General features: G+C 41.4%; 12 protein-coding genes and 1 other RNA gene. 12 read left to right on the forward strand and 1 reads right to left on the reverse strand.

All coding sequences use genetic code 11. From position 1 onward, the window contains the following. Window positions 1-47 precede the first annotated feature (47 nt). Complete coding sequence (tyrR, locus tag NLF92_RS09035) at window positions 48-1,601, forward strand: transcriptional regulator TyrR (protein ID WP_254101029.1); 1,554 nt, start codon at window positions 48-50, stop codon at window positions 1,599-1,601. 8 nt (window positions 1,602-1,609) lie between these two features. Here the strand turns inward: tyrR and NLF92_RS09040 are convergent, their stop codons facing one another. Beyond that, window positions 1,610-2,077, reverse strand: coding sequence for an Lrp/AsnC family transcriptional regulator (locus tag NLF92_RS09040; RefSeq protein ID WP_254101111.1), 468 nt, complete (start codon window positions 2,075-2,077; stop codon window positions 1,610-1,612). A gap of 229 nt (window positions 2,078-2,306) precedes the next feature. Between NLF92_RS09040 and NLF92_RS09045 the strand changes: the two genes are divergently transcribed. The 11 genes from NLF92_RS09045 (at window position 2,307) to NLF92_RS09095 (ending at window position 14,776) form a co-directional block, all read left to right on the forward strand. Next, a complete protein-coding gene (locus NLF92_RS09045; protein ID WP_254101031.1) occupies window positions 2,307-3,356 on the forward strand; it encodes a Glu/Leu/Phe/Val family dehydrogenase in 1,050 nt (349 codons plus the stop codon). Between the two features lie 61 nt (window positions 3,357-3,417). Next, window positions 3,418-3,514: signal recognition particle sRNA small type (ffs, locus tag NLF92_RS09050), an RNA gene on the forward strand. Window positions 3,515-3,920: 406 nt separating this feature from the next. Next, window positions 3,921-6,533, forward strand: a complete 2,613-nt coding sequence (locus tag NLF92_RS09055) for a TonB-dependent receptor plug domain-containing protein (RefSeq protein WP_254101033.1) — start codon at window positions 3,921-3,923, stop codon at window positions 6,531-6,533. Window positions 6,534-6,681: 148 nt separating this feature from the next. Next, window positions 6,682-7,563, forward strand: coding sequence for a class I SAM-dependent methyltransferase (locus NLF92_RS09060; protein ID WP_254101035.1), 882 nt, complete (start codon window positions 6,682-6,684; stop codon window positions 7,561-7,563). A gap of 27 nt (window positions 7,564-7,590) precedes the next feature. Next, entirely contained in the window at window positions 7,591-9,540 is a 1,950-nt protein-coding gene (locus NLF92_RS09065) for an alpha/beta hydrolase family protein (RefSeq protein ID WP_254101037.1), read from the forward strand. Window positions 9,541-9,781: 241 nt separating this feature from the next. Next, window positions 9,782-10,549 carry a DUF3450 domain-containing protein gene (locus NLF92_RS09070; protein ID WP_254101039.1) on the forward strand — a complete coding sequence of 256 codons (768 nt, stop codon included), beginning with the start codon at window positions 9,782-9,784 and terminating at the stop codon, window positions 10,547-10,549. A gap of 5 nt (window positions 10,550-10,554) precedes the next feature. Continuing rightward, window positions 10,555-11,913 (forward strand): MotA/TolQ/ExbB proton channel family protein, encoded by a 1,359-nt coding sequence (locus NLF92_RS09075; RefSeq protein ID WP_254101041.1) that lies wholly within the window; start codon window positions 10,555-10,557, stop codon window positions 11,911-11,913. Window position 11,914: 1 nt separating this feature from the next. Further along, window positions 11,915-12,439 (forward strand): MotA/TolQ/ExbB proton channel family protein, encoded by a 525-nt coding sequence (locus NLF92_RS09080; protein WP_254101043.1) that lies wholly within the window; start codon window positions 11,915-11,917, stop codon window positions 12,437-12,439. Window positions 12,440-12,451: 12 nt separating this feature from the next. Beyond that, complete coding sequence (locus NLF92_RS09085) at window positions 12,452-12,850, forward strand: ExbD/TolR family protein (protein ID WP_254101045.1); 399 nt, start codon at window positions 12,452-12,454, stop codon at window positions 12,848-12,850. A 4-nt stretch (window positions 12,851-12,854) separates the two neighbouring features. Next, complete coding sequence (locus NLF92_RS09090; RefSeq protein ID WP_254101047.1) at window positions 12,855-13,469, forward strand: energy transducer TonB; 615 nt, start codon at window positions 12,855-12,857, stop codon at window positions 13,467-13,469. After that, a complete protein-coding gene (locus tag NLF92_RS09095; RefSeq protein WP_254101049.1) occupies window positions 13,469-14,776 on the forward strand; it encodes a tetratricopeptide repeat protein in 1,308 nt (435 codons plus the stop codon). The genes NLF92_RS09090 and NLF92_RS09095 overlap by 1 nt, the downstream gene beginning before the upstream one ends. Window positions 14,777-14,861: the final 85 nt, after the last annotated feature.

Below are 14,861 nucleotides of genomic sequence, written 5' to 3' on the forward strand. Positions count from 1 at the left end.
ATTAATTCACATAGATAACCTTTCATCATATATTGAGTAAAGTACTAATGCGTTTGGAAATTACATGTGAGGATAGACTCGGGATTACGCAAGATGTGCTGGAGTTGTTAACGGCTCATCAGATTGATCTCCGAGGGATTGAAATTGCTGAAGAAGGGAAAATTTTCCTAAACTTCCCGAATATTGATTTTGCTGATTTCCAGCAGTTCATGCCAAAAATTCGTCGTATTCCGGGTATAGCAGATGTGAAAACGACACTGTTTATGCCTATCGAGCGAGAGCGAAACGAATTAAGAGCAATCATTCAAACTATGCCGGATCCTGTATTTTCTATCGACATGAAAGGTCGAGTGGTGTTGTTCAACGATGCCGCTAAATTTAGTGTCGATAACGATACCAGTATGTTGTACAGCACAGAGATTTCAGAACTTATTAAAGGTTTTCATTTTACCAAATGGCTCGATAGTAAAGAGACTTTGGCGCAAACGTTTAAAGTGAAATACGTCGAGCAAGATTACATAGCCGACTTGTTACCCGTTTTTGTCCCCGACACTGACCAGAATATCTTGGCTGGTGCGGTGATTATTCTCAAATCAGAGTTGCGACTCGGTCAACAATTTAAAGCATTTCACCAAAAAGAAACGAACTCTTTTGATAAGTTTCATGCGCACTCAGCAGCGATGCGTAAAGTCATCAAAGAAGCGAAACGAATGGCTGCTTTGGATGGGCCAATGGTCATCTTTGGTGAGACCGGCTCGGGTAAAGAACTTATCGCTAAAGCGTGTCATGACGCTTCAAGTCGTCATGCTGGTCCTTTTTTGGCATTGAATTGTGCTGCGCTGCCCGATGATGTTGCCGAAACTGAACTATTTGGTTTTGGCAAAGGCACTTTTGGTTCACCAGAAGGCAAGATCGGTTTATTAGAACATGCTCAGGGCGGAACGTTATTGTTGGATGAAGTGGCAGACATGTCAGAACAGCTCCAACGCAAACTATTGAGAGTCCTGGAGGACGGTGAATTCGTGCGTATAGGGGATAACCAATCCGTCAAAGTCGACGTGCGCATGGTGTGTACGACCTGCAAAGATTTGGGTGTACTGGTAGAGTCAGGTAAATTTAGACAAGATTTGTATTACCGATTAAATGTATTGGGTTTAGTGATGCCGGCACTGCGTGAGCGCAAGCAAGATATCATTCCGCTAACGGAAGCATTTATTCAACAACACTGTGCTAAATTAGGGCGTAATGTCGCCAAGCTAAGTAAGTCTTGCGTGGAATATCTCAATACCTACCCTTGGCCCGGCAATGTGCGTCAACTACAAAATGCTTTGTACCGCGCATTAACGTTACTCGAAGGGAATGAAATTACCAAATCACATATTCATTTACCGTCTTGTTCTACTACGGTGAGTTTCATTGATGAAAACTTCGATGGCACGTTGGATGAAGAAGTGAAGAAATTTGAGAAAGATTTACTACGTAAATTATATCCTTCTTATCCTTCTACCCGTCAGTTGGCCAAGAAATTGGGGTTGTCCCATACTGCCATTGCGAATAAGTTACGCGAGTATGGGATCAATAAAGCTACAGTCAAAATTTAAACGCCTAATCAGGCGTTTTTAATTGGGAGCTCTGTGGTATTTTTGACTTGTTTTAAAGCGAAAGTAGAGCTCAAGTGATCTACCAATGGTAAGTGCGTCAGTTTGTTTTTCAACAGAGTTTCATATTCCTCGATACTTTCAACAATGACTTTTAACAGGTAATCTTTCTCACCACTCGTGGTATGGCATTCGACGATTTCATCGATATCTTGGACGGCTTTCTCGAAATCAGTCAGGGAGTCACCATCGTGGTTTTTTAATGTCACGTAGATAAAAACAGAAACGCCAAGGTTTAATTTTTTACTATTTAAAATGGTCACCTTGGCCAAGATCAGACCTTCTGCTTCCATTTTTTTCACCCGGCGCCAGCAGGGAGTGTGAGAAAGCCCCACTTTTTGACTCAAATCAGCCATGGAGATGGTTGCATCTTTCTGTAGAACTCGTAATATTTCTCTATCAAATTTGTCTAGCTTGATATCAAGTTTCATATTCGGTCTCTTTTTATTTTTGTAATGAGTTGCAGGAGTATTTTAGGATATATATCCTAAATTATATTTCTAAGCAAATGATTTATTGTGCTATGTAGACGAAAGTAGCCGAATAAACGCAAAACCTTATTAGTATCCGGACGGTAAGATGATGTTTTCTAGATGAAAATTGTTGAATGACACACATTTATAATACACACGCACAAAGGAAACATTTATGTCAGTTTTTGATCACAAAGAATTTGATCAACATGAGAACGTCGCTTTTATCAACGATGAAGTGACTGGTTTGCGTGCCATTATAGCCGTGCATAACACTGCATTAGGGCCAAGTTTGGGAGGTTGTCGCATGTATCCTTATGCAGATAGTGCTGCAGCGTTAACCGATGTACTGCGTCTCGCCAAGGGTATGACGTACAAAGCGGCATTAGCGAATTTACCACAAGGGGGTGGTAAGTCAGTGATTATTGCCGATCCGCGTGCTGACAAAACACCTGAGTTGATGCGCAAAATGGGCAGTTTTGTCGACAGTTTACAAGGGCAATACATCGTCGCTGAGGATTCTGGTATTGCTGTCCAAGACATTAAATATATGGCTGAAAACACAGCATATGCTGGTGGGTTAAGTGCACATTTTAACTATCTAGGTGAATCTGCTGATGGTAACCCATCACCAGCAACCGCTTATGGTGTATATGTCGGTATGGCTGCAGCTGTCGCTTTTCGTTTAGGTAAATCACTGGCTGATGTTACCGTAGCGATTCAAGGTTTAGGTCAAGTGGGGTATCGCTTGGCAGAGCATTTACATGCAGCAGGTGCAAAATTGATTGTGGCCGATACATACCAACCCAATGTTGACCGTGCTATTACAGAACTGGGCGCTAAAGCAGTAGCTATCGCGGATATTCATAAAGTCGCTGCGGAAGTGTTTTCCCCATGTGCGATGGGAGCTTCTATTAATTCAGATACAATCCATGAGATACAAGCGGTCGTTATTGCAGGAGCTGCCAATAATCAATTGGCGAGTGATGACTTTGGAGAGGTGTTACTGGCGCGAGATATTTTGTATGCCCCTGATTATGTCATTAACGCAGCAGGCATTATTGATCTATATCATCAAAGTATAAAAAGTACCCCTGAGCAGTTAAAGGCGCATATAGAATCAATAGGGGATACTTTGACGGATATCTTCAAACGCAGCCAAGCAGAAAATCAAGCGACGAATATGATAGCGAATTTGTTAGCAGAGGCTAAATTCAAAAAATAGCACGCTAGACCATTGCAAGCGTTCAGCGAAATAGGCATAATGCCCAGCGTCAATGGTGAGCCTTAGGTTCTCTGGCAATAATAATTTGTGAACCTGGTCAGGCCCGGAAGGGAGCAGCCACAGCAAATGACTTATGTGCACAGATGTGGCTTAGGGTTCACCACCATTCTTCGAAAATTCATTTTTTTCTCTCAGTATATCCAAATCTTAATAACACTATATATTTCAGTGTTTTGACTTTCAGGAGTCAAAGTACACTGTGATTTTTTACATGTTCAGGCTAAAAACACAGCAAAAAGTATTTTTTAGTAAAAAAACTCGTCATACCAACTCCAAGGACTGATGAATACTTAAACTATTGGTCTTCATAACTTTTTATTAACAAAAAATATATTTTTTATGAAATAAGATTGAACTTTTCGAAACATCCGGAAACATTCTATTGACCCTTACCTGTACTTATGGTTAGTATGCGAGTTGAGGTAAAATTTTCCTCGCCCATAAAAAGTCGTAAAAACGATAAATTAATCACTATTTAAGTATAGTGCCCTAGGGAGACAATACATGTTTACAAACACTAAACTAGCAAAGTCTATTCAGTTAGCGATCGCTTTTGGTGCCGTATCTGGCCTAAGCGTATCTACAGCTGCTTTAGCACAAGACAGCGACGAAGCGGAAGCGGAAGTTGTTGAAAAAATTCAGGTAACAGGTTCACGTATTAAGCGTGCTGACCTTGAAGGTGCGTTACCAGTAACAGTTATCGACCGTGAAGCAATTGACTTCTCAGGCCAAACTTCTGTAGCTGACTTATTACGTAACACTTCTTTTAACTCGACTGGTTCTTTCCGTCCTCAGTCTGGTTCATCTGCACAGGGTGTATCTCAGATCAACTTACGTGGTCTAGGTGCTAGCCGTTCATTAGTACTTGTTGATGGTCGTCGTTTAGCACGTTCACCTTCTACAGGTTCTTCACAGGATCTTAACGGTATCCCAGCAGCAGCTGTTGAGCGTATCGAAATCCTAACTGATGGTGCATCAGCGGTATATGGTTCTGACGCTATCGGTGGTGTTGTAAACATCATCACTCGTAAAGATTTCAACGGTGTTGAAATGCGTCTTGGTGCTGCTCAAATCGAGCGTGAAGGCGGTGACCGTGAAGAAGGTTCTTTAATCTTTGGTGCGTCTTCTGATAAAGGTTCTATGTTAGGTGGTGTTTCTTGGAACAGCCGTGACATTATCTTTGCACGTGATTTCCCATGGTATTCTGCGGGTGGTTCTTTCTACTCACAAAACTTCCGTGATTATAACCGTACTGACGCATCTTGGACTCGTATTCCAAATGCATGTGACCAAGGTGAGTTCTACACTATCCCTTACGGTCCTGCGATAACTGATTCAGCTGGCGAAAACAACCGTTGTGGTTTCAACTTCGCATCTGTATCTGCTGATGAAGCGTCTACTGGTAACGTAGGTTTCTTCATGAACAGCCGTTATGAGATCAATGATGATTGGTCTGTATACGCGAACATGAACATGACTAAATCTAAGTCATTTGGTCGTTATGCACCATCTCTAGCGTTTGTTGACGTTGATGCGGCTAGCCCGAACAACCCAACTAACCCAGATTCTCCATACTACGATCCTGCATTCAACCATTCTTTATACAATGCTGATGCAGATCCAACAGTAGGTTCTAATGCTGTTTCAATCCTTCACCGTTTTGCTGGTTTAGGTAATCGTGACGGTTATGTGGATAACTACTTACAAGATTTATTAGTTGGTTTTGAAGGCGATATCGACGGTGTATTAGTAGATTTCGGTGTACGTCGTAACAAATCTAAAACTTATGACATCGGTCGTAACTACGTTGTAATCCCAATTGCTGAGCAGTACATGAACGAAGGTACTTACTTAGTGGGTGATTTAGAGCGTAACCCAGAATCAGTTCTAAACTCAATGAAAGCAACTATTTCACGTATTGGTGATTACAACCAAGACGAAGTTTTCGGTTCTGTTCAGTTTGATTTATTCGACATGGAAGGTGGCACAGCAGTAGCTATCGTCGGTGGCGAATGGCGTGACATCTTATACTCTGACCAATACGATTCATTATCAGAAGGTGGTGTAATCGGTGGTTCTGCGGGTAACTCTGCTGGCGGTACTCGTCAAGCAAGTGCTGCATTCGTAGAAGCAGTATTCCCAGTACAAGACGACTTAGAAGTCACAGCGGCATTACGTCGTGACCGTTACTCTGATTATGGTTCAGATGTATCTCCTAAGCTTTCAGTACGTTACAACCCAACTGATGAGTTAGTACTTCGTGCTTCTTATGGTGAAGGTTTCCGTGCTCCTACTTTGGATATCTTAACTCAGAAAGAATCTTTCTCTGCTGATTCAGTTCGTGACCCACAACACTGTTTAGCTGTAGGTCTTGCAGAAACATGTTCTGACCAAATCAATGCATACTCAATTGCTAACCCGTTCTTAGAGTCTGAGACTTCTGAACAGTTCGCATTAGGTTTAGCATATGAAGCGACTGAATGGTTAGATTTCTCTCTTGATTATTTCAACATCCAAATCAATAACCGTATTAAGTCATTCACTTCTGGTGAGTTGATTAACTTAATCAACACTGGACAGAACTTACCAGCGGGTATGTCTGTTGAGCGTAACCAGTTTGGTGAAATTGAGCGTATCGTTCGTGGTTTCGGTAACCAAGGTACATTAGAAACTTCTGGTCTTGACTTGAACTTAAACACTAACTTCGATCTAAACGAGTATGGTGCAATTCGTCAAAACCTAACGGTTTCTTACACTCAGAAGTATGACGTTGATGGCAACAGCCAGTTAGATTTCTCTGCATTCCCACAATACCGTGGTGTGTTAGCGAACATCTACTCAATCGGTGATTTTGACATCGCTTGGAACGTAAACATCATTGGTGACACAGCGCGTCTTTCAGGTAGTGAATATCTTCCTGTTCCACACTGGATCACTAACGATATCCAAGTTACTTACAACGCAGACTGGAACGGTAAAATCACTGTTGGTGCGCGTAACGTAGGTGGTAAAGATCCAATCTTAGACACTGACCCAGACGGTTCACGTGACTATAACTTCAGCCTATATGACGGTTACGGCCGTATCGTATACGCACGTTACACACAATCTTTCTAAGATTAGTTAACGAAGTATCAAAAAAGCGAGCTTAGGCTCGCTTTTTTATTGTCTGAATTTTTTTGTTACAAATGAGTTTTGTAGAACTAGAACTGTACTTTGCTTGCTAGTTTTCTTTTGCTATCCTGTACAAAAAAAAGATAAACCTATGACGACACAAGCTTGGGATGCTTACTGGGCAGATCCTACTACGACAAACAGCTTTGCTTTTGACTATACAGAAACAGAAGGGCCATATGGCACACTGAATCAGTTTTGGTTAGATGTATTTGCAGCATTCAAAGACAGCGACATTGTCGTTGATTTAGCTGCAGGTAACGGTGCACTGGCTACTTTATTTACACAAAGTAGAACAGAACTAAACTGTGCTGCTTGGGTAAATATTGATTCTGCGACAGCTAAACCAGATAAACTCCACGACAAAATTACCTTTGCTCAACAAAATATTGAGCAGTTAGAACTGGCTGATGCATCCGTTGACCATTTTGTGAGTATGTATGGTTTTGAATATAGTGACATTACTAAAAGTTTTTCACAGATCGTACGTTGCTTAAAACCGCATGGGCGGTTTGCCATTTTCATGCATCATCCAGATGCCATCATTACCAAGCAGTCAAAAGTGTCTATTACTGCCTTCAACCAAGTACTAAAAGATCCGTTTTGGCAGACAATACATACGTGTGAGCGCTTATCTTTTCCTGAATTAAAAAATCGTTTGCTACAAAACTTAAATCTACATTTACAATCAGTGGCAACAGAGGGGCAAGATGACATCAAATTGATTGGACAAAATATATTTTACCTTTTACAGTCTAATAACAATGTTGGATGGTGTGTTGCACAGCTCCAAAAATTACGCCAAGGTATACTGCTACAAGTTGAGCGATTAACACAACAAATCGCAGCGGCAGAAACCGCTTCGATGCTCACGCAGAAAATTGTACTGGATAACCAGGTTGCTTGGCAGATAACTACCTTAGATTTTCAAGGCAGTACCTTAGGGTATTGTTTTACCGGTTCAAAAAATTAAACTAAAACCAAACAGAAGGATATAAATATGCGAAGTTGGTTAATGATATTGGTGACATTATTGGTCACCTCAATGCAGGTGTCAGCTGACCCATCAAAGATTCCTATGGAAGCTTTTTTTAAGGATGCTCAGTTTACCACGATGAGTATTTCTCCAGATGGCCAACATCTGGCAGTTATCTACGATTCTGGCACTTCAAATACGTTAGCGATTATGGATATAGGTCTAACGCAAATTAAAGCCAAGATAAACTTTGGTGAATTTATGCGGATTGGTAGCCGTATTATGTGGCCTCGTGATGACCGTTTTATTTTGTCCTATTCGAAATTTGTCGGGTATTTAGACACGCGTGGCAGTCCAGCTATTTATGTAGCTTATGATTTGGATGGCAAGAATGGTCGTCAGTTAACCGTGCCACAACGAACCCGTTACAATATCATTAGCATGATGCCAGCTGAACCGGACAAAATATTAGTGACCAAACAACATTGGGCGGATGAAGGCGCTGCTAAGTTGTTTACGATTAATATTGATAACGGTAAAGAAAGTTACATCGGTGGAGAACCTCGTGGGGCCCAAGCGATCATCGCCGATTCAGATGGTATACCGCGCTTTGCATTCTCTTATGAAGAGTCAGATGATGATGATTTTGGTAAAGGTAAAAATACGTTTTACGTAAAACAAACGCCTTCGAGCAAGTGGCGTAAAGCAGCAATGCCCACCTTGTACAAACAAGGGGTAAATATCAGCCCTTTAGGATTTAATGCAGACAACACGATTGCTTATGTTTCATCGGATATTGAGTCAAAAGTACCGAGTATATATGCGGTTGAGTTAGCGACGTTAAAGGCCACATTAGTCCATCGAGAAGAGGTAGCTGAAATCGGTGGCACGGGGCGTCTTTACAATGGTGCTTTAGAAGTCATTTCGTTTGCGCGTGATTACAACCGCATGGTCTTCTTATCTGACGACAGTGAAATGAAAAAGATCATGTTACAAATGTATGCCACTTTTGGTATTGATGAAACTACGTCTGACTTGTTGGTGACATCTTTTACCAAAGACGGTAATAAGATGGTCTTCAAGATTAGCTCAGACCGTGACCCCGGTGTGTTTTACTTATTTAATCGTGGTTTAGATGGTTCATCGCCGAGCATTCGTGAATTAGCTGTCGCTAAACGTGAAATCGATCCGAACATGATGGCGAAGATGACGCCAATCAAGTTCAAAGCTCGTGATGGTATGGAATTACGTGGCTACAAAGTATTACCGACGACCGGTGAAGCACCGTATCCTTTAGTCCAAATAATCCATGGTGGTCCACATGGTCCTCGTGATTATTGGGGTTGGAACCGTGAAGCCCAATTCTTGGCTAGCCGTGGCTATGCAGTGGTTTCTGTTAACTTCCGTGGTTCAGGCGGGTATGGTACTGACTTCATGGAAGCGGGTTACAATGAATGGGGCGGCAAGATGATCGACGACATGACAGATGCCACGATGTACATGGTAGAAAATGGTTATGCAGATAAAGATCGCATGTGCGTTTACGGCGGCTCTTATGGTGGTTACGGTACTCTACAAAGCTTGGTACGTGAACCTGATTTGTACAAGTGTGGGATAGGCTACGTCGGAGTGTATTCACTGATTGAGTTTAAAAAATCAGGTGACATACCCAAACGTGCTTCTGGTCGTAAATATTTAGATCGTGTTACAGGTACAGATGAGGCGCGTCTACGTGAGTTCTCACCAGCATTGAATGTTGACAAAATTAAGGCAGAACTATTCATCGCTCATGGCCGTGAAGATGTCCGTGTACCAATGGAACAGTACGAAGTGTTAAGTAAAAACTTAAAGCGTATTGGTAAACCTTATATCTCGATGGTTCGAGATGAAGGTCACGGTTATCAACAAGATAAAAATAAATACGACTTTTATAATCAAATGGAAAGTTTTTTAGCGCAACACTTAAAAAACTAAAATTACATAAATCGGTTAAGTTAACAAGGCATTGTCAACACATTTATTTGCCTTGTTAACTAATTGTAAGCTTGATAACAAAGTTGTGATATGGGATTATTGCAACGTTATGGATGCGTCTCGCATCCATTATTCATCGAAAAATAACAATGTTTTTTAATCATACCAATATCTTACATAATGCATTGTGGAGATATTGGCGAATCAAACATAACAAAATTGGTTGGGAATTATGTCCAAAATGAGCAAGAGAACTCTTATTGCCTCTACTGTTTTAGGTGCATTCGCACTAAGCAGTAACGCTGTCTCTGCAGATCCATTGAATAACCTTCACAAAGAAGAAGCAAAGATTCATGCAGCTGCAAAAAAATCTCAAGAGAAAATCAACTCTCTATATGAGCAAGCACAAGACTTATTAGTTGAATACCGTCAAGTCGTTGATGAAACTGAGAATCTTAAAGTTTATAACGATTATGTTGCTAGCTTAGTCGCTGACCAAGAAGCCAATATCGCTTCCTTACAACGTCAAATCGATTCAATTGAAGAAACTAAGCAAGGTATTGTACCGCTTATGTTCCGCATGATTGATTCTTTAGAGCAATTTATCAAACTTGACGTACCGATCAACTTAGAAGAGCGTTTAGCTCGTGTTGACCGTTTACGCGATGTTATGTCAAATTCAAATGTAACAGTATCTGAGCAGTTCCGTCAGGTGATTGAAGCATACCAAATCGAAAACGAATACGGCACACGTATCCAAGCATATCAAGGTGAAATTGATAACAACGGTACTACCGTAACAGTTGATTTCTTCAACCTTGGCCGTACTGCTTTATTAGCGTTATCACTAGATCAGAAAAATGCATGGGTCTGGAATAACGAAACTCGCTCTTGGGAAGCGTTAGGCGATGAGTACTTAGGTTCTGTAATTACAGCTGTTCGTATGGCTCGTAACTTAGTTCCAGCTGATCTTATCAAACTACCTATTCGCGCAGCTAAGGCGGAGTAATAATAATGAAAACAATGATTAAAACGCTTGTAACTGCAGCATCAATAGCAGTTTTATCTTTCTCTGCACAAGCCCAAGAAGCGAAGTCTCTTGAGCAATTATTAGAGCAAGTTAAAAGTAACCGTGTTTCTGAAGCACGTACTAATACCCAACGTGAAAAAGCATTTATCGCAGAGCGTACTAACAAACAAGGTTTGTTAAACAAAGCTAAGCGTGAATTAAAAGCTGAGCAAGACCGTGGCGACCGTTTAGCAAAACGTTTTGCTGATAACGAAGTGACGTTATCTGAGAAAGCGATTGAGTTAGACCAAGCAACGGGTACGTTAGGTGAAATGTTTGGTGTGGTTCGTCAGTCTTCTTCTGAAGCATATGGCCGTATCTCGACGTCTATCGTTTCTGCTGAATTCCCAGGTCGTGATGAGTTCTTAGCACGTATGTCTGAAGAATCTAAAGGTTTACCAGATATCCGTGAGTTAGAAGACTTATGGTTTGCGTTACAAACTGAAATGACTGAATCAGGTCGTGTTTCTAAGTTCACTACAAATGTAGTTAGCTTGGACGGTGGTACACAAGAACAAGTTGTTACTCGTATCGGTACATTTAACTTAGTTGGTGACCAAGGCTACCTCATCTACGATGACGCGAATGACCAAATCGTTCCACTAGGTCGTCAACCAGATGGTTACATGGTTTCTTCTGCACAAGACTTACGTGATGCTACGTCTGGTACTGTTGCGGTTTATGTTGACCCCTCACGCGGTTCAATCTTGGGCCTATTAAAGCAAAAAGCAACGTTATCTGAGCGTTATCACGCAGGTGGCGTAGTAGGTTATATCATCACGGTTATGCTAATTATTGGCTTACTTATCGGTGTATATAAGCTAGTTAGCCTAACGCTTATCGGTGGTAAGATTAAATCACAGTTAGCTAATGTAGGTTCACCATCTGACGCAAACCCGTTAGGTCGTATCCTTAAAGTGTATGCAGAAAACAAATCTGCAGATACTGAAAATCTAGAGTTGAAATTGGATGAAGCGATTCTACGTGAATTACCAAGCATCGATTCTGGTATCAACATCATCAAGATTTTTGCAGCGATTGCACCTTTATTAGGTCTACTAGGTACAGTACTTGGTATGATTGCAACGTTCCAGCAAATCACATTATTCGGTACTGGTGACCCTCGTATCATGGCGGGCTCTATCTCAATGGCGCTTGTTACAACTGCACAGGGTATCATCGCAGCATTACCATTAATCTTAACTCACAGCATCGTGGCAGCTCGCAGCAAGTCAATTGTTCATGTATTAGATGAGCAGACTGCTGGTATCATTGCTACTCACGCAGAGTCGGAGAAAGCGTAATATGATTTACCTGATTGGATTATGGGAATCTGTCAGGGACTTTATCGCTACTGGCGGTGACGTACTTTATTTCGTCGCCGCTGCGCTCTTCCTTATGTGGGTATTAATGGTTGAGCGTTACTGGTATGTGACTTCGGTGTTCCCAAAAGTCAAAAGCGATATTATCGCTAAATGGGACGCCCGAGCAGACACTACCTCATGGTATGCGCATAAAATCCGTGATACTTGGATTTCAGAAGCGTCTGATGCGCTAAACGCACGTATGTTAATTATCAGAACGTTAGTGGCTATGTGTCCATTGATTGGTCTTTTAGGAACGGTTACAGGTATGATTACTGTATTCGAAACTATGGCTACTCAGGGTACAGGTAACGCACGTTTGATGGCGGCAGGTATTTCAATGGCAACTATTCCGACTATGGCGGGTATGGTTGCGGCACTATCTGGTTTATTTGTGAGTTCACGTCTAGAAGCGAAAGCTAAGATGGCACGTGAATCATTAGTAGATAGTCTGCCTCATCATTAGAGAGAGGAAATTATGGCTCGTAAAGTCAGAACTGAAGAAGAAGATGCAGCGATCGATATGACGCCTATGTTGGATATCGTATTCATCATGCTGATCTTCTTTATCGTTACGACAGTTTTCGTAAAAGAAGCCGGTATCGAAGTAAATAAGCCTGAGGCATCTCAGTCTTTTATGCCAAAAAATGCCAACATCTTTATTGCGATCACTGAAGATGGCGATGTATGGTTAGACAAGCGCCAAGTTAAATCGGATTCTGTCCGTGCTAACATCGAACGTTTGTTAACAGAACAGCCAACTGATTACGTGATTATCCAAGCGGACGTAAAAGCGAAGCATGGATTAGTCGTAAAAGTTATGGATCAAGTCAAAGATGCAGGTGTTGACAAGATCTCTGTAGCGACGAGGGGTTAATAATATGGTACGTTTTATTGTTTCTATATTGTTAGGCGCCGGTATAGCATTTACGCTATTCGTTGTTATGGCAAAATTAATTGAAAACACGAACCGTCCGGCAGAAGAAGTTCCGCCAACGCCAGTGATTGATATTGTAATGAGTGAGCCAGACGAAGATACGCAAACGCGTAATCGTGTGCCTCCACCACCGCCGCCACCACCTCAGCAGCCGCCGAAAATGCAGCCAACTGAGCCTGAGCCAGCGGAACCAGATGCTAATGGGTTTAGTTTAAATATCCCAGGTGTAGACACTGGTGGTGCAAATATCAACCTTAGTGGTGTGGGTAATATGCGCCGTGATGGTGATGCAACACCTATTGTTCGTATCGAGCCAAAGTACCCAGTACAAGCAGCTCGTGATGGTAAAGAAGGTTATGTAATCTTATCATTTACGATCAACGAAGTGGGTGGTGTAACGGATGTAGTAGTTTTAGAAGCGAATCCTAAGCGCATTTTCGACCGTGAAGCAAAACGTGCTTTACGTAAGTGGAAATACAAGCCTAAGATTGTTGAAGGAAAGCCTCAAAAGCAGTTCAACATGCAAGTTCAACTAGATTTCAAATTGGATAAATCATAATGAAGAATTTAGTTAAAATTACAGCTCTAGCAGCCACCTTGAGTGCCAGTTTTGTATTTTCTAGCAGTGTTTATGCACAAGCAGAAGATAATGCCGCGAAGAAAGCTGCGCCAGCACCTGTTTTACCTGTTATGTGCCCAGGGTACAAAGCGGGTAAAACGAATTTACCTAGTGAAAGAACGGGTAAAAAGGTCGCAAAAGCGTTTGAAGCATACAATCAAGATCTAACGGATGAGGCTGTCCAAATCCTACTTGATATTGATACTTCTGATACTTTTGATATGGCGTATGTGAACCGTTTTGTGGGTAACATTCTTGCTGCACAAAAGGGCAAAGGTCCTCAGGCTTTAGAAAAACTGACAGCTGCTGTTAAAGAAAAAGAACTTAACGATCGCGAACATGCTGATACATTGCGTTTATTAGGTGATCTAAACTTACAAGAAAAACAATACAAGACGGCTATCACGTGGTATCAGTCTTGGATGGATTTCACTTGTAAAGAAGATCCAGCTATCTATACACGTATGACCCAAGCATATTATGAAACTAAGCAATTGGATAAAATGATTGCCCCTGCGGATAAAGCTATTGCTTTATACAATGCAGAAGGCAAGCCAAACAAAAATCCATATGTATTGAAGTTGACGTCTTATTATGAGCGTAAACTTTATCCACAAACTGTTGCGGTTGCTGAGGAGTTAGTACGTAAATTCCCTGACAACAAACAGTGGTGGTCACAGCTTGGTTTCTTCTATATGTTAGTAGAGGATTATAAGAAAGCGTTATCTACATTTGAGATTGCATATAACCAAGGTTTCCTTGATAAAGTATCGCAAATCAAAGCGTTAGCGCAGTTGTATTCAACCAATGATATACCACACAAAGCGGCAAAACTGCTTCAGAAGTATGTTGATAATGGTTTGTTAGAAAAGAATGCAACGACTTATAGTCAGTTAGCTAATGCGTATCATTCGGCTAAGTATCACGCAAAAGCGGCCAAGAACTACGGTATCGCGGCTAATTTTGAAAATGATCCTGAGTTGTATCGTAAACAAGGTATCTTGTTGATTGCGGCAGAAGATTACAAAGGCGCTGTTGTTGCTTTACAAAAAGCTATTGACAACGACATTGAGAATCCTGCACGTATTCATTTCTCATTGATGGAAGCGAACTTCTACCAGAACAAGTTCCGTACTGCATACAAGCACGCGATGGAAGCGAAGAAGTCTCCTTCTATGCGCCGTAACGCAAGTGCTTGGGCACCATATATCAAAGAGAAAGCGAAAAACCGCGGTATCATTATTTAGAGAGCCTAGTGGTTATCTACTATTAGATATTTGATGTGAAAAACCCGCCGTGTAGGCGGGTTTTTTTATGGTTTATTTTTTTATC

Source organism: Opacimonas viscosa (assembly GCF_024199005.1).
Lineage (GTDB): Bacteria > Pseudomonadota > Gammaproteobacteria > Enterobacterales > Alteromonadaceae > Opacimonas > Opacimonas viscosa.

Bases quoted from the DNA above. Each gene is read 5' to 3' on its own strand.
- tyrR (WP_254101029.1), top strand. From the start codon at position 48: ATGCGTTTGGAAATTACATGTGAGGATAGACTCGGGATTACGCAAGAT.
- NLF92_RS09045 (WP_254101031.1), top strand. From the start codon at position 2,307: ATGTCAGTTTTTGATCACAAAGAATTTGATCAACATGAGAACGTCGCT.
- NLF92_RS09055 (WP_254101033.1), top strand. From the start codon at position 3,921: ATGTTTACAAACACTAAACTAGCAAAGTCTATTCAGTTAGCGATCGCT.
- NLF92_RS09060 (WP_254101035.1), top strand. From the start codon at position 6,682: ATGACGACACAAGCTTGGGATGCTTACTGGGCAGATCCTACTACGACA.
- NLF92_RS09065 (WP_254101037.1), top strand. From the start codon at position 7,591: ATGCGAAGTTGGTTAATGATATTGGTGACATTATTGGTCACCTCAATG.
- NLF92_RS09070 (WP_254101039.1), top strand. From the start codon at position 9,782: ATGAGCAAGAGAACTCTTATTGCCTCTACTGTTTTAGGTGCATTCGCA.
- NLF92_RS09075 (WP_254101041.1), top strand. From the start codon at position 10,555: ATGAAAACAATGATTAAAACGCTTGTAACTGCAGCATCAATAGCAGTT.
- NLF92_RS09080 (WP_254101043.1), top strand. From the start codon at position 11,915: ATGATTTACCTGATTGGATTATGGGAATCTGTCAGGGACTTTATCGCT.
- NLF92_RS09085 (WP_254101045.1), top strand. From the start codon at position 12,452: ATGGCTCGTAAAGTCAGAACTGAAGAAGAAGATGCAGCGATCGATATG.
- NLF92_RS09090 (WP_254101047.1), top strand. From the start codon at position 12,855: ATGGTACGTTTTATTGTTTCTATATTGTTAGGCGCCGGTATAGCATTT.
- NLF92_RS09095 (WP_254101049.1), top strand. From the start codon at position 13,469: ATGAAGAATTTAGTTAAAATTACAGCTCTAGCAGCCACCTTGAGTGCC.